General features: G+C 63.1%; 16 protein-coding genes. 12 read left to right on the plus strand and 4 right to left on the minus strand.

What is annotated here, in order from left to right:
* Nucleotides 1-89: 89 nt before the first annotated feature.
* The 7 genes from NN662_RS21385 to NN662_RS21415 all read left to right on the plus strand — a co-directional run bounded on the left by NN662_RS21385 (nucleotide 90) and on the right by NN662_RS21415 (nucleotide 8,007).
* Entirely contained in the window at nucleotides 90-1,646 is a 1,557-nt protein-coding gene (locus NN662_RS21385) for an ABC transporter substrate-binding protein (protein ID WP_261932459.1), read from the plus strand.
* The gene (locus NN662_RS21390) at nucleotides 1,646-2,002 is read left to right on the plus strand and encodes an MmcQ/YjbR family DNA-binding protein (RefSeq protein WP_261932460.1); all 357 of its coding nucleotides are present in this window, start codon (nucleotides 1,646-1,648) and stop codon (nucleotides 2,000-2,002) included. Before NN662_RS21385 ends, NN662_RS21390 begins: the two co-directional genes overlap by 1 nt.
* A 4-nt stretch (nucleotides 2,003-2,006) precedes the next feature.
* Nucleotides 2,007-2,951 (plus strand): ABC transporter permease, encoded by a 945-nt coding sequence (locus tag NN662_RS21395; RefSeq protein ID WP_261932461.1) that lies wholly within the window; start codon nucleotides 2,007-2,009, stop codon nucleotides 2,949-2,951.
* Nucleotides 2,951-4,894: a dipeptide/oligopeptide/nickel ABC transporter permease/ATP-binding protein gene (locus NN662_RS21400; RefSeq protein ID WP_261932462.1), complete on the plus strand. Its 1,944-nt coding sequence runs from the start codon at nucleotides 2,951-2,953 to the stop codon at nucleotides 4,892-4,894. The genes NN662_RS21395 and NN662_RS21400 overlap by 1 nt, the downstream gene beginning before the upstream one ends.
* Nucleotides 4,887-5,876 (plus strand): ABC transporter ATP-binding protein, encoded by a 990-nt coding sequence (locus tag NN662_RS21405; protein WP_261932463.1) that lies wholly within the window; start codon nucleotides 4,887-4,889, stop codon nucleotides 5,874-5,876. Before NN662_RS21400 ends, NN662_RS21405 begins: the two co-directional genes overlap by 8 nt.
* A complete protein-coding gene (locus NN662_RS21410) occupies nucleotides 5,873-6,658 on the plus strand; it encodes a FadR/GntR family transcriptional regulator (RefSeq protein WP_261932464.1) in 786 nt (261 codons plus the stop codon). Before NN662_RS21405 ends, NN662_RS21410 begins: the two co-directional genes overlap by 4 nt.
* A gap of 116 nt (nucleotides 6,659-6,774) precedes the next feature.
* On the plus strand, nucleotides 6,775-8,007 hold the full coding sequence (locus NN662_RS21415; RefSeq protein WP_261932465.1) for an NAD(P)/FAD-dependent oxidoreductase: 1,233 nt from the start codon (nucleotides 6,775-6,777) through the stop codon (nucleotides 8,005-8,007).
* 31 nt (nucleotides 8,008-8,038) lie between these two features.
* Here NN662_RS21415 and NN662_RS21420 read toward each other — a convergent pair whose 3' ends face one another.
* The gene (locus NN662_RS21420) at nucleotides 8,039-9,085 is read right to left on the minus strand and encodes an ornithine cyclodeaminase (RefSeq protein ID WP_261932466.1); all 1,047 of its coding nucleotides are present in this window, start codon (nucleotides 9,083-9,085) and stop codon (nucleotides 8,039-8,041) included.
* A gap of 138 nt (nucleotides 9,086-9,223) precedes the next feature.
* Here NN662_RS21420 and NN662_RS21425 point away from each other — a divergent pair, with 138 nt between their 5' ends.
* From NN662_RS21425 to NN662_RS21440, 4 genes are all read left to right on the plus strand, one after another.
* Nucleotides 9,224-9,661, plus strand: coding sequence for an Lrp/AsnC family transcriptional regulator (locus NN662_RS21425; protein ID WP_261932477.1), 438 nt, complete (start codon nucleotides 9,224-9,226; stop codon nucleotides 9,659-9,661).
* A gap of 375 nt (nucleotides 9,662-10,036) precedes the next feature.
* Nucleotides 10,037-10,798: a hypothetical protein gene (locus NN662_RS21430; protein ID WP_261932467.1), complete on the plus strand. Its 762-nt coding sequence runs from the start codon at nucleotides 10,037-10,039 to the stop codon at nucleotides 10,796-10,798.
* Nucleotides 10,799-10,846: 48 nt separating this feature from the next.
* Nucleotides 10,847-12,229: an NAD-dependent succinate-semialdehyde dehydrogenase gene (locus NN662_RS21435; protein ID WP_261932468.1), complete on the plus strand. Its 1,383-nt coding sequence runs from the start codon at nucleotides 10,847-10,849 to the stop codon at nucleotides 12,227-12,229.
* Between the two features lie 268 nt (nucleotides 12,230-12,497).
* Nucleotides 12,498-13,118 (plus strand): hypothetical protein, encoded by a 621-nt coding sequence (locus NN662_RS21440; protein WP_261932469.1) that lies wholly within the window; start codon nucleotides 12,498-12,500, stop codon nucleotides 13,116-13,118.
* A 319-nt stretch (nucleotides 13,119-13,437) separates the two neighbouring features.
* On the opposite strand, the gene NN662_RS21445 is transcribed toward NN662_RS21440, so the two are convergent.
* Genes NN662_RS21445 through kdgD form a run of 3 tightly spaced genes read right to left on the minus strand, consistent with a single transcriptional unit; the run spans nucleotide 13,438 to nucleotide 16,327 of the window.
* Nucleotides 13,438-14,289, minus strand: a complete 852-nt coding sequence (locus tag NN662_RS21445) for an amidohydrolase family protein (protein ID WP_261932470.1) — start codon at nucleotides 14,287-14,289, stop codon at nucleotides 13,438-13,440.
* Nucleotides 14,289-15,425 (minus strand): mandelate racemase/muconate lactonizing enzyme family protein, encoded by a 1,137-nt coding sequence (locus NN662_RS21450; protein WP_261932471.1) that lies wholly within the window; start codon nucleotides 15,423-15,425, stop codon nucleotides 14,289-14,291. The genes NN662_RS21445 and NN662_RS21450 overlap by 1 nt, the downstream gene beginning before the upstream one ends.
* A complete protein-coding gene (kdgD, locus tag NN662_RS21455; RefSeq protein ID WP_261932472.1) occupies nucleotides 15,422-16,327 on the minus strand; it encodes a 5-dehydro-4-deoxyglucarate dehydratase in 906 nt (301 codons plus the stop codon). The genes NN662_RS21450 and kdgD overlap by 4 nt, the downstream gene beginning before the upstream one ends.
* Before the next feature lie 437 nt (nucleotides 16,328-16,764).
* Here kdgD and NN662_RS21460 point away from each other — a divergent pair, with 437 nt between their 5' ends.
* The gene (locus NN662_RS21460; protein WP_261932473.1) at nucleotides 16,765-17,562 is read left to right on the plus strand and encodes an NAD-dependent epimerase/dehydratase family protein; all 798 of its coding nucleotides are present in this window, start codon (nucleotides 16,765-16,767) and stop codon (nucleotides 17,560-17,562) included.
* The last annotated feature ends 24 nt before the right edge of the window (nucleotides 17,563-17,586 follow it).

Genomic DNA, 17,586 nt, shown 5'->3' on the forward strand with positions numbered 1-17,586 from the left:
CGCATTGCGCAAATTTATTATAATAAATGCTTGCCCAAAACGGCATTTTACGAATTAATTGCGCAAAGCCAATAAAGAGGGAGAATGCCATGAAGACGCTGCTTGCCGCCGCCCTGACGGCGGCGTCGATGTTATTTGCATCACCGGCACTTTCGCAGACACCGCCAAACGTCCTGATCGTCGGCCAGATCGCCGAGCCGAAATCGCTCGATCCCGCCGCCGACACCGCGGTGAACGACTTCCGCATCCTGGTCAATCTCTATGACGGCCTCGTGCGCTACAAGGACGGGACGCTGGAGGTGGAGCCGTCGCTGGCGACCAGCTGGACGATCTCCGACGATGGCAAGACCTACACGTTCAAGCTGCGCGACGGCGTGAAGTTCCATGACGGCACGCCCTTCAACGCCGAAGCGGTGAAGTTCAATTTCGACCGGATGCTCAAGGAAGACCACCCGTTCCACGACACCGGTCCGTTCCCGCTGTCCTTCTTCTTTTCCACCGTCAGCGAGGTGAAAGTGATCGACGACCTGACGGTCGAGTTCGATCTCTCCGCACCCTACGCGCCCTTCCTGTCGAACCTCGCCTATCCGACCGGCCTGATCGTCTCGCCGGACGCGGTGAAGAAATACGGCAAGGATTTCGGCCGCCATCCGAGCGGCACGGGCGCCTACAAGTTCGCCGAGTGGGATTCGAATGAAAAGGTCGTGGTCGAGAAGAACCCCGACTACTGGGACGGCGCGCCGTCGCTCGAAGCGGTCATCTATCGCCCTATCACCGATGCCAACACCCGCGTTGCCGAAATGCTCTCGGGCGGGCTCGACGTCATGGTCGAGGTTCCGCCGGACAGCCTGTCGCAGTTCAAGGACAACCCGGCCTTCAAGGTCTCAGAACAGGCCGGCCCGCATCTCTGGTTCCTGATCCTGAACACCAAGGACGGCCCGTTCAAGAACAAGGAAATCCGCCAGGCCGCCAACTACGCCATCAACAAGAAGGCGCTGGTCGACAACATCCTCCAGGGCACGGCGGATGTTGCCGCCGGACCGACACCGCCGGCGTTTGCCTGGGCCTATGACGACAAGCTGCAGCCCTATTCTTACGATCCGGAAAAGGCCAAGGCCCTGCTGAAGGAAGCCGGTTATGACGGCTCGCCGGTGACCTTCTACGTCACCGAAGGTGGATCCGGCATGCTCGACCCGATCGCCATGGGTACGGCCATCCAGGCCGATCTCGAAGCCGTCGGCATGAAGGTCAAGATCGAGACCTACGAGTGGAACACCTTCCTCGGCAAGGTGAACCCGGGTCTCGAAGGCAAGGCCGACATGGCTGAAATGGCCTGGATGACCAACGATCCGGACACCCTGCCCTTCCTTGCGCTGCGCAGCGATGCCGTTCCGGACAAGGGCGGCTTCAATTCGGGCTACTATTCCAACCCGAAGGTGGACGAGCTTCTGGAAAAGGCCCGCCAGTCGACCGATCAGGACGAGCGCGCCAAGCTCTACAAGGAGATGCAGGACATCGTTCATGACGACGCGCCCTGGGTTTTCGTCGCCAACTGGAAGCAGAACGCAGTGACAAGCGCGGCGGTCGAAAACTTCAAGCTGCAGCCGTCGTTCTTCCTGATGCTGCAGAAGGTGGCAAAGCCCTGATGCCGGACGACGGATCGCCCCTTTCAACCCTTCGCGCCCTCTGTCTTGCGCTGCCGCAGGCCGAGGAGAAGGAAACATGGGGCGATCCGACCTTCCGCATCGGCGGCAAGATTTTCGCGCAGTACAAGACCGGCAGCGGCATACCCACGGTCTGGGTGAAGGCGCCGGACGGCGCGCAGGAGGTGCTCGTCGGCGCCGATCCCGACCGCTTCTTCCGCCCGCCCTATGTCGGCCACAAGGGCTGGGTCGGCATCAATCTGTCCGACGGTCCCGACTGGGAGGAGATCAGGGATCTTCTCGCCCGCAGCCACCGATTGGTGGCGCCGAAAGCAATGGCTAAACAGTGGATGGAGTAGCGGCATGGCTGCCTACATCGCCAAGCGGCTGATTGCCGCCATACCCGTCATCATCGGTCTGTCGATCATCGTCTTCTTCATCATGGCGATGATCCCCGGCGACCCGGCACTCGCCATTCTCGGCTCCTATGCGACGCCGGAGAACGTCGCCAAGCTCAACCGCGAGCTCGGCCTCGACAAGCCGTTGGTCGAGCAATATTTCATCTGGCTCGGCAATCTGGCGCATGGCGATTTCGGCCGCTCCTACACGCTCAATCGTCCCGTGCTGGACGAGGTCCTGGAGCGCTTTTCGGCAACCCTGATCCTTGCCGGCCCCGCGCTCCTCCTCTGTTCCGTCTTCGGCCTGATTGCCGGCATCGTCTCGGCGGTGCGCCAGTATGGCCTCGCCGACAAGATGATCACCTTCATCGTGCTGATCGGCATTTCGATGCCCTCCTTCTGGCTCGGCCTGCTGCTGATCCTGTTCTTCGCCGTCAAGATCCGGCTGTTTCCGGCAAGTGGCATGTATGCGATCTATGGCGGCGGCGACCTCCCCGACCTCCTCCATCATCTGGCGCTGCCGGCCTTTACTCTCGCCGTCGTCGCGACCGGCGTCATTGCCCGCCTGACGCGCACCTCGATGCTGGAAGTGCTGCGGCAGGACTATATCCGTACCGCCCGCGCCAAGGGGCTTACCGAACGCAAGGTGATCTACAAGCATGCCTTCAAGGCGGCGCTGGTATCGGTGGTGCCGGTGATCGGCATCCAGGCCGGCTTCGTGCTCGGCGGCGCCGTCTATATCGAGACCGTGTTCCAGTGGCCGGGCATCGGCTCGATGCTGGTCAAGGCGATCTCCACCCGCGACCTGCTGCTCGTCCAGGGCGGCGTGCTGGTGGTCGCCACCGCCTACGTCCTCTTCAACCTGATCGTCGACGTCCTGCAAACCATTCTCGATCCGAGGCTGCGCTGATGGCTGAAGCAACCGCACAAACCGCACCCGCAAAGCCCGCCAAGGCCAAGGGCGGCCGACCGACAGCCTGGCGGCTCCTGATGAACAACACGCTTGCGGCAGGCGGGCTGATCGTGCTGGCCGTCGTCATTCTGGTGGCGATCGCAGCACCGATCCTGCCGCTTGCCGATCCGGACGCCACCGCGCCGGCCCAGCGCCTGCTGCCGATCTTCTCCGACGGCCATCTGCTCGGCACCGACGGGCTTGGGCGCGACCTCCTTTCGCGCCTCATCTGGGGCTCGCGCGTCAGCCTCGCCGTCGGCATATCGGCAACCGTGATTGCCGCCTTCTTCGGCTCGCTGATCGGCCTCGTCGCCGGCTATGCCGGTGGTCGCACCGACAGCCTGCTGATGCGCGGCATCGACATGATCATGGCATTTCCCTACATCCTGCTGGCGCTCGCAATCGTCGCCGCCCTCGGGCCGGGTCTACTGAACGCGCTGTACGCGATCGCCGTCGTCAACATTCCCTTCTTCGCCCGCAACATCCGCGGCATCACCATCGGCCTGTCACGGCGCGAATTCGTCGACGCGGCGAAGCTTTCCGGCAAGTCGAACGCGCAGGTGCTGTTCATCGAGATCCTGCCCAACGTGCTGCCGGTGATCATCATCACCATGTCAACCACGATCGGCTGGATGATCCTCGAAACCGCCGGCCTCTCCTTCCTGGGCCTTGGCGCGCAGCCGCCGCAGGCCGATCTCGGCTCCATGCTTGGCGACGGCCGCAAGATTCTGTTCACATCGCCGCATGTCTCGATCGTGCCGGGCCTGATGATCTTCGTCCTGGTCATGAGCATCAACCTGCTCGGCGACGGCATTCGCGACATCCTCGACCCGCGCCTGAAATCCGGCGCGCTGAGCCGCCCCGTTGCCCGCACCGCCGTGATGCGCGACGCCGCACCGGACGGCAAGGCGATGGCCGGCAGCGTGCTCGACATGCAGGGGCTTCGAACCGAATTCCATGTCGGCGGCGACGTCTACAAGGCCGTCGGCGGCGTCGATCTTTCTGTTCGGCAGGGCGAATGTCTCGGGATCGTCGGCGAGTCCGGCTCGGGCAAGTCGGTGACCGCCATGTCGATCATGGGGCTGGTGCCGACGCCGCCCGGCCGCATCGCCGGCGGTGCGGCCTATCTCGAAGGCGAGGATCTGTTCGCCATGAGCAACGAGCAGGTCCGCCGCCTGCGCGGTGGAGCGGTCAGCCACGTGTTCCAGGATCCGCTCTCGACCCTGCATCCGCTGTTTACCGTCGGCGACCAGCTGATCGAGGCGATCACCGCCCATCAGCCGATCTCGAAGCGAGAGGCCTGGGCGAAGGCGGCGGAGCTTCTGAATACGGTTCGCATCCCCAATGCCGAGGAACGGCTGAAGGCCTATCCGCACGAGCTTTCCGGCGGCATGCGCCAGCGCGTCTGTATCGCCATGGCGCTCGCCAACGACACCAAGCTGATCATTGCCGACGAGCCGACGACGGCGCTCGACGTCACCGTTCAGGCGCAGGTGCTGTCGCTTCTGGCGACACTGAGGCGTGAGCACAACGTGGCTATTCTGTTCATCACCCATGATTTCGGCGTGGTTTCGGCGATCTGCGACCGGGTGGCGGTGATGTATGCGGGCCGCATTGTCGAGACCGGCACGACGGAGGAAATCCTCGCCAATCCGGCCCATCCCTACACCGGCAAGCTGATCGACTGCGTGCCGGTGCTCGGTCAGCCGGAACGGCGGCTCGATGCGATCGAAGGCCGGCCGCCCGTCGTCAACCGCCTTCCCGAGGGCTGCGCGTTTGCCGACCGCTGTCCGAGGGTTCAGGCAGACTGTCGCGTGGGCGATATCGCCATGACGAAGATCGGAGAGGGCCGCGGCGTGCGCTGTCTGCATCCGCTGGCGAAGGAGACCGAAAATGTCTGAGGCGCTTCTGGAGATTACCGACGTGGAACGCCGCTTCGGCGGCGGACGGACCTTGTTCGGCGCCGAGAAGCCCGCCGTCCATGCTGTTCAGGGCGTGACGCTGTCGGTCCGCAAGGGCGAGACGATGGGCGTCGTCGGCGAATCCGGCTGCGGGAAATCGACGCTCGCACGCCTGCTCGTCGGGCTCGACGGGCCGACCGCCGGCGCGATCCGCTTTGCCGGCGGCGATCTCGTGGCGGAAGCCAAGGCCGACCATCGCGAGCTCGCCCGCAAGATCCAGTATGTCTTCCAGGACCCGGTCGCCTCGCTCAATCCGAGGAAGACGATCCGCACCATCCTCGAAGCGCCGCTGATCCATCTTCTCGGCCTCGACCGGCAGGCGCGCGCCAGGCGGCTCGAAAAGCTCATGGACGCGGTCAATCTGGCACCGGAATTCCTCGACCGCTATCCGCACGAATTCTCCGGCGGACAGGCGCAGCGCATCGGCATCGCCCGGGCGCTGGCCGCCGATCCGGACCTGATCGTCCTAGACGAACCGGTCTCGGCGCTCGATGTCTCCGTGCAGGCGCAGGTGTTGAACATTCTCGACGAGTTGAAGCGCGAATTCGGCCTGACCTACATCTTCATCAGCCACGACCTGTCGGTGGTGGAAAGCGTCAGCGACCGGGTGGCGGTGATGTATTTCGGCCGCATCGTCGAGGTCGGACCGGCGAAGGAAATCTTCCGCCGGCCGCGCCATCCCTACACGCATCTCCTCTTGAAATCGGCGCCTGTGCCGGGCCGCAAGTCGCTGATCCCGGAAGACACCGACACCGAACTGCCGGATCCCTACAATCCGCCACCGGGCTGCCCGTTCTATGCCCGTTGCCCGCGCCGCAGCGATGTGTGTACAAGCCGGTTCCCACCCCTTGAAGCGGCGCCGGAAAACGCCGAGCATCAATCCGCCTGCTATCACCCGCATGAAGAGACCGTAGACGCATGACCGACCGTCCGGAAGGACATAGTATCGGGGGCACACCCCCGGCAACAATCCGCCGGCGCAAGCGGCCGGACATGATCGCCGACCAGATCCGCGAGCGGATCGTCATCGAGGGCCTGAAGCCCGGCGACCGGGTGCCGGCAGCCTGGGTGTCGCCGGAAAAGCTCGGCATCTCGCGCGGCACCTGCCGCGAGGCGCTGAAGCTTCTGGAATTCCAGGGTCTGATCACCTCAAAGACCGGACCGGGCGGCGGCGTGTTCGTCTCCTCCGTGTCCGAGCGCGACGCGATCCATCTGCTCGACAACCTGTTTCTCTCGCGCCCGCCGTCGATTGCCGACATCTACGCGCTGCGCAAGGCGCTGGAACCGGAACTGGCCGCCGGCCTTGCCGGGCAATTGTCGGCCGACGAGATGGCCCGCCTGCAGGCCTCGATCCGGCTCTACGAAGCCGAGCCAACATCCGCGGAAGAGGAATACGCCCAGCGCATCGCCGAACTGGATTTTCATGCCGAACTCGCCAATTGCAGCCGCAACAAGCTCCTGGGCTTCGTCTGCAATTTTCTGCTGAGCCTGCTGAAGGACAAGACCGAATGCAGGGCGATCTATCTGGAGCCGACGCCCTGGTGGATGCGTGATACCGGCATCAACTACCAGGTCCGCCTGTTGCGCGCGCTGATGGCGGGAGACGGCGAGCGGGCGCGCAAGATCATGCACGAGCACATGAGCGAGGCGGAGAAATTCATGCTGGAGCGCGCCGTGCTGGCGGCGGCAAAACCCAAGGCATGAGATCCGCCGCATCGCTTTGACCCTGCAAAGAAATCAATGCCACTTGACTTTCTCCTCTCCCGACGCGACGCATGAAGCGGGGGGACTTTTACGACAAGAAAGACGGGGTCCGGTCAATGTCTGATGTAATGGTGCTCGGTGCGGGCATGGTGGGTGTTTCGACGGCGCTGGCGCTGCAGGCCGCCGGCAAGAGTGTCGTGATCGTCGACCGCAAGGGGCCGGGGCTGGAAACGAGCTACGGCAATGCCGGCGTGATTCAGGCCGAAGCCGTCGAACCTTACGCTTTGCCGCTCGACCCGGTCGCGCTCGTCAAGATCGCCTTCAAGCTGCGCAACGACATCAATTACCATTTCACCGCCCTGCCCTCTCATGTGCGCCCCGTCTGGGAATATTTCCTCGCCTCGCTGCCGGGCCGCTACAAGGAAATCTCGAAGACCTATTCCAAGCTGGCGCTGCGTTCGACCGCGGACCACGCGCCGCTGATCGCGGCTGCCGGCGCCGACAACCTGATCCGCCGCGGTGGGCTTCGCTTCGTCTTCCGCACGCAGGAAGCGCTCGACAAGGCCGCCAAGGACGCCGAGCGCATTCACGAGGCATACGGCCCGCCGATGAAAATCGTCGACGGCGCGGAGCTGGCGGCTGCCGAACCGTCGATCAAGATCCCGCTGAAAGGCGCCGTCCACTGGACGGGGAGCTGGAGCTGCATGGATCCCGGCGGGCTGACCGAAGCCTATGCCAATCTCTTCGTCTCGCGCGGCGGCACGATCGTCAACGGCGACGCCGAGACGCTGACGCGCGCCGAGAATGGCTGGACCGTCAAGGGTCCGGATGGCCCAGTCACCGCCGCGGACGTCGTCGTCGCCCTCGGCCCTTGGTCGCCGCTGCTGCTCAAGAAATTCGGCTACGACATTCCGCTCCTGAGAAAGCGCGGCTACCACCGGCATTTTGCCGGCGGCGCGACGCTGAACGCCCCGGTGTTCGACAGTGAGAACGCCACCGTGATCTCGCCGATGATCAAGGGCATCCGGGTGCTGACGGGGGCGGAGCTCGCGCGCTTCGGCGCCATGCCGACGCCGGTGCAGCTGGACCACTCCTCGGAAGCCGCCGGCGAACTGCTGGATCTTGGCAAGCCTGTCGAGGCCGAACCCTGGTTCGGCAACCGACCCTGCATGCCGGACATGCTGCCGCTGGTCGGCAAAGCGCCGCGCCATGACGGGCTGTGGTTCCATTTCGGCCACGGCCACCAGGGCTTCACCCTCGGGCCGACGACATCGGCGCTGCTGGCGGAAGAGATGACCGGCGGCACCACGCCGGTGCCGGAACTCTCGCCGTCTCGCCTGAAGATCTGAGGCCGACCGCGGCGTCTCAGTCCTTGGCGCGTCAGTCCCTGGCGCGGGCGAGCATGCCGAACAGGTCGCGGCTGTCATCGGGATCGGCGATGATGTCGAGGTCCTGGTAGAAGGGCGTGCCCTTGAGCCGGTCGCGGATGTAGCGCAACGCGGAGAAATCCTCGATCGCGAAACCGACGCTGTCGAACAGCGTGATCTGGCCGGCATTGTGCCGGCCTTTTTCCTCGCCGAGTATCACCTTCCACAGTTCGGTGACCGGATAGTCGGCCTCCATCTGCTGGATCTCGCCCTCGACGCGGGTCTGCGGCGGATATTCGACGAAGGTCGAGGCGCGGGCGAGAATGTCGCGGTGCAGCTCGGTCTTGCCGGGGCAATCGCCGCCGATGGCGTTGATGTGCACGCCGGCGCCGACCATGTTGTCGGTCAGGATCGTGGCATACTGCTTGTCGGCGGTGCAGGTGGTGATGATCTCCGCGCCCTCGATCGCGGCCTGCGACGAGGTGCAGGCGGTCACATTCAGCCCGGAGCCCGAAAGATTGCGCACGACCTTGTCGGTCGCCTTCGGATCGATGTCATAGAGGCGGATATTCTCGATGCCGAGCACGGCCTTCATCGCCAGAGCCTGGAATTCCGCCTGCGCGCCATTGCCGATCATCGCCATGGTCTTCGCCCCCTTGGGCGCCAGATGGCGGGCGGCCATGGCGGAGGTGGCGGCGGTACGAAGCGCGGTCAGGAGCGTCATTTCGGTCAGCAGCACCGGATAGCCGGTGGACACTTCGGCGAGCAGGCCGAAGGCGGTCACCGTCTGCAGGCCCTGCGCCATGTTCTTCGGATGGCCGTTCACATACTTGAACGAGTAGATCTCGCCGTCGGAAGTCGGCATCAGCTCGATCACGCCCTCGCGCGAATGCGAGGCGACGCGCGGCGTCTTGTCGAAGGTTTCCCAGCGGCGGAAATCCGCCTCGATGACATCTGTCAACTCGACGAGCACCCGCTCGACGCCGATGTGATGGACGAGCTGCATCATGTTCTCGACGCTGACGAAGGGGACAAGGGCTTTCTCGGACGGCGCCAGCATGGCGGGGTTCTCCTGCTTCCTGATCATGCCCAGAGAGTAGCAGAGGCGCCGAATTGGCCGAAAGCGCAAACTTGTGTTGTTTCCGGCAGCAATTTGCGCAAAATGAGTAACAGGACTGACGAAACGACAGGACGCGCCATGGAGCCGAGCCGCTATATCCCCGACGATCTCGACCGCCGGCTGATCGCGCACCTGAGGATCGACGGCCGCGCCTCGCTGTCGAAGCTCGCCGACATCCTCGGCGTGGCGCGCGGCACCGTGCAGAACCGGCTCGACCGGCTCCTCGAAACCGGCACGCTGATGGGCTTTACCGTCAGGATGCGCGAGGACTATGACGACCGCACCGTCAACGCCGTGATGATGATCGAAGTGGTCGGCAAGTCGACGACCCAGGTCATCCGCAAGCTGCGCGGCATCCCGGAAATCCATGCGCTCCATACGACCAACGGCAACTGGGACCTCGTCGCCGACATCCGCGCCGGAAGCCTCGCCGATTTCGACCGCGTTCTGCGCGAAGTGCGCATGATCGACGGGGTGGCGAACAGCGAGACGAGCCTGTTGCTGAGCGGGGTGTGAGCGGCGAGCGACTGGGAGCAATCGCACGTTATTTTAGGGCGACGGCAAACGGCGCCTCCCCTCTCCCCGCCTGCGGGGAGAGGGTCAGGGTGAGGGGCAAAACCACACAGGCACGGCTTGTCATTTAGCAACACAATATCGAACGAGCCTTGTCGAAACGAAGGCCGACGGGTCACAGAAGCGCCCTTCATCCGCCCTGCCGGGCACCTTCTCCCCGCAAGCGGGGAGAAGGGACCAGCCCTCATTCATCACCGAAGTTCGGCAATGTAACTGCGCTCCCCATCCCCTCTTCGGAACATAGCGACCGCTCATCCATTTGCCTGACTGAGGGTTTGTCCTCGAGACAGGCATCCGGATCAAAGGGTAGCGCGCGCAATGAGGCAACTGGCGGAGAATTTCTGGACGTTTCGCGGCGACTTCAAGGTCGCCGGGATCATCAATCTCGGCACCCATATGTCGCTCGTGCGCCGGGCCGATGGCAGCTACCTCGTGCTCGACAGCTATGCGCTGGAGAAAGACGACCGGCGCGCGCTCCTCGAGCTGACGGACGGCGGACGGGCGGTCGAGGCGATCCTCAACGTGCACCCGTTCCACACGCTGCACTGCAGCGCCGCCCACAGGCTTCTGCCGCATGCCCGGCTGATCGGCACCCGGCGTCACCATGGCCAGGCGCCGGACCTGCCATGGGATTCCGGGTTTATCGAGGACGCGGCAACCCAAAAGGCTTTTGCTGCGGACCTGGATTTTTCCGTGCCGCGGGGCATCGATTTTGTCAGCGATGACGATCATGTGCATGTCGCCTCGGTTCTCGTTCGCCACCGGCAAAGCGGCATCGTCCATGTCGACGACACGATCAATGTGCTCGCTGCCCCCGGCTTCCTCGGCAAGCTGCTGCCCCAGTCGAAGCTGAAATTCCATCCGCAGCTCGCCAAGGCACTGCAGAAGCGCTCAGGCGCGGCCGACGACTACGCGCAATGGGCGCGCGAGATCGCCGAGGCCTGGGCCGGCACGCCGGTCGTCTGCGCCGCCCATTCGGCCGTCCGCACCCTGCCCGCCGACGGCTGGTGTCGCGAGGTGCTCGACGCGCTGAAAGGCGTCGACAGGACGCTTGCCAAACACCGCTCCACCCACGGCTGATCTTCCCGGCCAGACAACAAAAACACTGCAAACAGGAGAAACACCCCCATGTCGAACTCATCCAAGTCCCTGAAGACCATCAATCCGCTGACCGAGCAGGACCTCCGCTCCTATCCGCTGATGTCGGACGACGAAGCGAGCGCGGTGGTCGAGGCGAGCCACAAGGCCTTTCTCGACTGGCGGCTGAAAAGCCTCGAAGAGCGCGCCAAGGTGATCTCGGCGATTGCCGCCGAAATGCGCAAGTCGAAGGAGGATTTTGCCAGGCTGATGACCGACGAGGTGGGCAAGCTCCTCAACGACAGCCGCAGCGAAGTCGATCTCTGCGCCGCCATCTGCGACTACACCGCCAAGGCCGGCCCAAAGGTTCTGGCGGACGAGGAGCGCGAGGTCGAGGGCGACAAGGGCTATGTCACGCATTCGCCGATCGGCGTCATCTACGGCATCCAGCCCTGGAACTTCCCCGCCTACCAGGCGGTGCGCTATTCGATCGCCAGCCTGATGGCCGGCAACGGCGTGCTCTTGAAACATGCCGAAGCCTGCACCGGCAGCGGCCTGTTCCTGCGCGATCTCTACGAGCGGGCCGGCCTGCCGAAAGGCCTGTTCGGCGTGCTTCTGATCTCGCACGAGCAGTCGGACAGGATCATCGAGGACGAGCGCGTGCGCGGCGTGACGCTGACGGGCAGCGACAGGGCCGGCCGCGCGGTCGGCGCCAAGGCCGCCGAGCTGGTCAAGAAGACCGTGCTCGAGCTCGGCTCCAACGACGCCTATCTGGTGCTCGACGACGCCGACCTCGATCTCGCCGTCAAGACCTGCGTCAAGGGCCGGATCTACAACAACGGCCAGACCTGCGTGAACGCCAAGCGCTTCATCGTCACCGAGAAGAACTACGACGCCTTCGTCAAAGCCTATGCCGAAGCCTTCGAGGCGATCGCGCTCGGCGATCCGACCGACGAGAAAACCCAGCTCGGCCCGATGGTGACGAAGAAGCAGCGCGACGAACTGCACGAACAGGTGCAAAAGAGCGTCGAAAAGGGCGCGAAGCTGGTCGTCGGCGGCAAGATCCCGGATCGCACCGGCTGGTTCTATCCGGCAACCGTGCTTGCCGATGTGGCACCCGGGCAGCCGGCCTACGAGGACGAGATGTTCGGGCCGGCGGCCGCCATCATCCGCGCGAAGGACGACATGGACGCCCTGCGGATTGCCAACAGCAGCCGCTACGGCCTTGGTGGCGGCATCTTCAGCAAGGACGTCGCGCGCGCCCGCAAGCTCGCCGCCGACCATTTCGACACCGGCATGGTCTTCATCAACACCTTCAACGTCGCCTACCCCACCCTGCCCTTCGGCGGCGTCAAGACCTCCGGCTACGGCCGCGAACACGGCCCGGAGGGATTGAAGGAGTTCGTCAACGTGAAGTCGATCCGGATCGGGTGATGGAATGAGACGGGAGGGGCCGGGGGACCGGCTTCTCGATGTCGAAGAGGGTGGAATGGTGGACGATGAGAGAGCGGCCACCATTCGCATAAATTTCTTACATTATAGAATACCAGCTGTGGCAAGGGAGAGACATGCCTATCTTCCCCCTTCGCGCGAAAGAAGCAGTGTTTCTTCAACTTTTTTGATGTAGGTGCAGCATTCCTCAAGTATGATGACCATCAAGCAAGCTCAGAACTCTTAGGTGAGCTGCCGAGTTGGGATACTAATGCGCCAAACGGGCAGAAAAAAGCTAATATTGGAGATTTTGAATTCCTGTGAACCACAAGGAATATGCCTACTCAACGAATTGCGCGTGAAATGCGCATGGGCCGGCGAATTCGATAAAATGAAGAGCCGGAAGACCGACCAAAAAAAATCGTTTAACCGGACTGTCATAGGCAATTTTGACGAGCTTGTAAAAGAAGAGGTAGCTCAAAAATATCGGGGCTTTTACACCTACCTTTCCATAGGACTTTTTGCGCGATGGGCCGTCTGGGAACTGCTCGAACAAGAGTATCTCACTGGCCTCCCTCAAGCTGACGAAATGGAGATTTTTGTTGGCCGAGACGCGTGTACGGCTTTCGTAAAACTTCAAAACGGGCAGCGTTCGGTGGTTGGCACGTCTGTTTTTATGAGTGATATCATACTTATCGGCAGCAGAGAGATCAGTGACGATGACCTCAATTGCTTGGCACAAATACCTTGGCCCACAAACGCCTTCTTCGAGCATGGGATGACCGAAGACAAGACTTTCAGACTCTGCGACGCGGCGCGGTTGCCGTCCTTCATTGAATTTTCAAATGGCACGACGGCATCAACTGCGAGAAAGAGATACTCAAAATACTGAGAAGCATCTCGTTAATGTCTCTAGAATCCGAGACAATAAGGTTCTTTTTTTAAGGGTATTGCGCCGAAGGTCAAAAGCGCCACAATGAAGTTCAACAATGTGGTCATTATATCCATGTACTCCATAGAAACTTTATATCAGGAATTTTCTTAAATACCAATAATTCATAGCTAACCGAGGGGAATAAACCTTATGGACTCCTCTTTGCCCCCTGAGAAAGCCAGATAACGAAGCGCATCCCCTTAGCTAACAAGCAGATTTACCGAGATGGAGGAATGGCGACTGCGGTAACTTCCGTTGGTCAGCGCTCCAACACCCCCTAAAACCCAAACAATTCCGCCGGATTGTCCACCAGGATCGTCTTCAGATCCTCTTCGCGCACCCATGACAGCACCGTATCCACCAGTGCCGCGTCGTTGGGGTAGTCTTCGGTGGTCTTGGCGAGGTTGTGGGGCCAGTTGGTGCCCCAGATGATGCGTTCGGGGGCGTAGGCGGCGAGTTCGCGGGCGACCGTGGCGATGTCCTCGTAGGCCGGGCCGCCGTCCTTGGAGGATTCGTAGCAGGCGGCGAACTTGAACCAGCAATTGCCGCGCTCGATCAGCGACTTGACCGCGTCGATCTCCGCCCGTCCCGGCTTGCCTTCGCCAAAGAACTTGCCGTGATGGTCGATGATGTAGCGGCTCGTCACCGACTGCAGGAGCGGCATGTGATCGAGGAGGTTGGAGCCGTCGAACTGCACGGCGACGCACCAGCCATGGTCATGCGCCTTTTTGTCGACCGCCTTCAGGCCGGAGAGACCGATCGCGCCGCCCGGCAGATCCATGATGCGCGCGCCGCGCACGCCGGCATCCGAAAGCCGCTGCATTTCCTTCCCGTTCGTCTCGCCGGTGATGACGGCGACGCCGCGGGCGCAATCGCCCATCTCGGCAAGGCTGGCGACGAGGCATGCATTGTCGGCCTGATGGGCATTGCCCTGGGTGATGACGACGCGGTCGATACCGAGCCAGTCCATCACCTTGCGGTATTCGGCAGGTCCCGGCGTGCCTTCCGGCACCGGCGGGCCGCCGGGAAGGGCCGGATAGCCCGGCAGGTACATGTGCATCTGCGTGTCGGTCGCGCCCTTCGGCAGCTTCGTTTTCGGCGGCTTGCCCGAATAGGTGCGTTCGATCATCAGTCTTCCTTCAATGCGTATTTTTCAAGGGCGGCGCGGTCGATCTCGATGCCGAGGCCGGGGCCGTCGGGAATGGCGACGACACCGCCGACATGCTCCAGCGGCTTGGTGACGACGGCCTGGCGGAAGGGATTTTCCGTGCGGTCGAATTCGAGGATCGGGGACAGCGGCTGCGGGCGCACCGGGTTCGGCAATTGCGCTGCCATGAACTGCAGGCTGGCGGCGATCTGCACGGCAGTGCCCCAGACATGCGGCACGAGGCGGACGCCATGGAGGCTTGCCATGTCGGCGATCCGGCGCATCTCGGTAAAGCCGCCGGTGCCGCAGATATCCGGCTGGATGATGTCGACGACGCGGGTTTCCAGCGGCTCCTTCATGCCGTAGCGGCCGTGCCAGGTCTCGCCGCCGGCAACCGGGATCGGCTGGCGGGCGCGCACCGCCCGGTAGGCGTCGAGCTGTTCGGGCACCACCGGCTCCTCGAACCAGCCGATATCGTATTTCGCCGCCTTGTTGCCGAGCTCGATCGCCTCCAGCGCGTCATAGCCATGATTGGCGTCGATCATCAGGCCGCGCTCCGGGCCGATCGCTTCGCGCACCGCCGCGATCACCTTCAGGTCTTCGGCAACGCCGAAGCCGATCTTGATCTTGACCGCGTGAAAGCCTTCCTTCGCATAGCGCGCCGTCTCGGTCGCGACGTCGGCCACGCGGTCGACGCCATCGCGGCGGAAGGAGCCGGTCGCATAGGCCTTCACACTCTCGCGCATCCGGCCGCCGAGCAGCACGGAGACCGGCACGCCGAAGCGCTTGCCCTTGATGTCCCAGAGCGCGATGTCGATGCCGGAGAGCGCCGTCACCGTCAGCCCGCGCTGGCCCTGGTCGCGCAGCGCATTGTAGAGCTCCAGCCAGAGGATTTCCGTGTCGAGCGGATTGCGGCCGATCAGCCACTTGGCATAGGTCCTGACGACGGCGGCATTGGCCTGCGCCGGGCCGAGGCATTCGCCCCAGCCGGTGGTGCCGTCGTCGCAGACGATCTCGACCAGCACATGCTGGCGGCGGTCGAAGCGCATGGAGGCGCTTTCGAAGGCCGTACCGAGCTTGAAGTCGAGAATATGGGTGCGGACTGTCTCTATCTTCATCGGCGGTAGGGTGCCACCAGCGCCGCCATCATGTCGACCTCTTCCGCCGTCAGGTCGGTCAGCGGCGCGCGCACCGGCCCGGCATCGAAGCCCATCAGCCGGACGCCTGCCTTGATGGCGGAGACGGCGTAACCCTTGTTACGGTTGCGGATCTTCATGAAGGGATAGAAGAAGTCCTTGAGGATCTCTTCGGTGCGGGCGCGGTTGCCGGCCCGGAGCTCCTTGTAGAATTCGATTGCCAGCGCCGGCACGAAGTTGAACACGGCCGACGAATAGGTGGTGAAGCCGGCGCCGAGATAGGCTTCAGCGAAGAGCTCGGCCGTCGGCATGCCGCCGAGATAGGTCAGCCGGTCGCCCATGACGGCGGTCACCTGGCGCACCAGGCCGATATCGCCGGAACCGTCCTTGAAGCCGACGAGGTTCGGGCATTCGTCGCAGAGCCGCTGCAGCGTTTCCGCGTGGATGACGCAATTGTCGCGGTTATAGACCATGACGCCGATGCCGGTCGACTGGCAGACCGCCTTGATGTGCCGGTAGAGGCCTTCCTGCGGCGCATCGATCAGGTATTGCGGCAGGAGCAGGATGCCGTCGGCGCCGGCCTTTTCCGCCTTGCGGGCGATATCCTTGGCGATCTCGGTGCCGTAGCCGCAGCCGGACACGATCGGGGTGGAGCCGGCGGAGGCCTTGGCGGCCTTGACGATCGCCGGAATTTCATCCGGCGCCAGCGAGAAGAACTCGCCCGTGCCGCCGGCCGCAAACAGGACCGTCGCATCGAAACCCGAAAGCCAGCCGACATGCTCGCGATACGGCGCTTCGTTGAAGGCGCCATCCTCGGTGAACGGCGTTACCGGGAAGGAAAGCAGGCCGGCGCCGAGCGCGGCCTTCAGGTCTTGGGGTTCCATGTTGCAGTTATTCCTCTGCGATCCTGTTGTGTTGGCCGCATGATAGCCGCGCCGACCGCGTTGTCAACAAGTTGTATGATGAGTTATGATCACTCCTCCACAGCATCCATGAACATGCCACGGGCCGCCGGACGAGCTAGCCTCTCACCTTCTCGGATTGCTTCGATACACAGGGAATCCATTAATATGAATATATTTCAGATGCTTACAACAAGAATGGAGCGTCGCCTATTCATCCCATTGCCGCATCCGCGCTGCGCAAACAGGAAACCGGCAGGCGCTCATTGACGCACCGCCGAAAGATATAATATAAATCGCCATTGATATCGGACAAGGCGTATTCCGCGCCTCCTGCCGGCGGGCCGAAGCGGCTCCAACCGAAACCCATCGCCCTTCTGCCGCGGCGGATGCCGGGCGCTCCAGATTAGGATTTGACCATGCTTGAAAGACTGTTGATCACGGGTGCCGCCGGCGGACTGGGTCGGATGGCCCGCGAGCGGATGAAACACATGGCGAAGACGCTCCGGCTCTCGGATATCGTCGACCTCGGCAGCGCAGCGGAAAACGAGGAGCTGGTCGTCTGTGATCTCGGCGACCCCGCCGCCGTCAACGATCTCGTCGCCGGCTGCGACGGCATCGTCCATCTCGGCGGCATTTCGGTCGAGGACACATTTGCCAAGATCCTCAACGCCAACATCCAGGGCATCTACAATCTCTATGAGGCGGCGCGCAAGAACGGCTCGCCGCGCATCCTGTTTGCGAGCTCCAACCACGCCATCGGCTTCCACCCGCAGATGGAGCGGCTCGACGCGTCCTCCCCCACCCGGCCGGACGGGCTCTACGGCGTCTCGAAATGCTTCGGCGAGAGCATGGCGTCGATGTATCACGACAAGTTCGGCGTCGAGACGGCGATCCTGCGCATCGGCTCCTGCTTCATCGAGCCGAAGGACCACCGCATGCTCTCCACATGGCTGAGCTATGACGACTTCGTCTCCTTTGCCGAATGCGTGTTTTCCGTGCCGCGGCTCGGCTGCCCGATCGTCTACGGCGCCTCCGACAACGATGCCGCCTGGTGGGACAACCGCGCGAGCGCCTACCTCGGCTGGAAGCCGAAGGACAACGCCGCAAGCTTCCGCGACAAGGTCAACGCCAACGTGCCGAAGCCGGCCAAGGGCGCGCCGGAAACGATCTACCAGGGCGGCAAATTTGCCGCTGATCGCATCCACGAGGACTGAGACGCCGCGAAGGTTGCCGGCCCG

The organism is Rhizobium sp. NRK18 (genome assembly GCF_024385575.1).
GTDB lineage: Bacteria > Pseudomonadota > Alphaproteobacteria > Rhizobiales > Rhizobiaceae > JANFMV01.

What these genes read in the sequence shown, in the direction of transcription:
- NN662_RS21385 (WP_261932459.1), top strand. Translation starts at nt 90, where the DNA reads ATGAAGACGCTGCTTGCCGCCGCCCTGACGGCGGCGTCGATGTTATTT.
- NN662_RS21420 (WP_261932466.1), bottom strand. Translation starts at nt 9,085, where the DNA reads ATGCTGGCGCCGTCCGAGAAAGCCCTTGTCCCCTTCGTCAGCGTCGAG.
- NN662_RS21460 (WP_261932473.1), top strand. Translation starts at nt 16,765, where the DNA reads ATGCTTGAAAGACTGTTGATCACGGGTGCCGCCGGCGGACTGGGTCGG.
- NN662_RS21400 (WP_261932462.1), top strand. Translation starts at nt 2,951, where the DNA reads ATGGCTGAAGCAACCGCACAAACCGCACCCGCAAAGCCCGCCAAGGCC.
- NN662_RS21435 (WP_261932468.1), top strand. Translation starts at nt 10,847, where the DNA reads ATGTCGAACTCATCCAAGTCCCTGAAGACCATCAATCCGCTGACCGAG.
- kdgD (WP_261932472.1), bottom strand. Translation starts at nt 16,327, where the DNA reads ATGGAACCCCAAGACCTGAAGGCCGCGCTCGGCGCCGGCCTGCTTTCC.
- NN662_RS21425 (WP_261932477.1), top strand. Translation starts at nt 9,224, where the DNA reads ATGGAGCCGAGCCGCTATATCCCCGACGATCTCGACCGCCGGCTGATC.
- NN662_RS21395 (WP_261932461.1), top strand. Translation starts at nt 2,007, where the DNA reads ATGGCTGCCTACATCGCCAAGCGGCTGATTGCCGCCATACCCGTCATC.
- NN662_RS21450 (WP_261932471.1), bottom strand. Translation starts at nt 15,425, where the DNA reads ATGAAGATAGAGACAGTCCGCACCCATATTCTCGACTTCAAGCTCGGT.
- NN662_RS21440 (WP_261932469.1), top strand. Translation starts at nt 12,498, where the DNA reads ATGCGCCAAACGGGCAGAAAAAAGCTAATATTGGAGATTTTGAATTCC.
- NN662_RS21405 (WP_261932463.1), top strand. Translation starts at nt 4,887, where the DNA reads ATGTCTGAGGCGCTTCTGGAGATTACCGACGTGGAACGCCGCTTCGGC.
- NN662_RS21410 (WP_261932464.1), top strand. Translation starts at nt 5,873, where the DNA reads ATGACCGACCGTCCGGAAGGACATAGTATCGGGGGCACACCCCCGGCA.
- NN662_RS21390 (WP_261932460.1), top strand. Translation starts at nt 1,646, where the DNA reads ATGCCGGACGACGGATCGCCCCTTTCAACCCTTCGCGCCCTCTGTCTT.
- NN662_RS21415 (WP_261932465.1), top strand. Translation starts at nt 6,775, where the DNA reads ATGTCTGATGTAATGGTGCTCGGTGCGGGCATGGTGGGTGTTTCGACG.
- NN662_RS21430 (WP_261932467.1), top strand. Translation starts at nt 10,037, where the DNA reads ATGAGGCAACTGGCGGAGAATTTCTGGACGTTTCGCGGCGACTTCAAG.
- NN662_RS21445 (WP_261932470.1), bottom strand. Translation starts at nt 14,289, where the DNA reads ATGATCGAACGCACCTATTCGGGCAAGCCGCCGAAAACGAAGCTGCCG.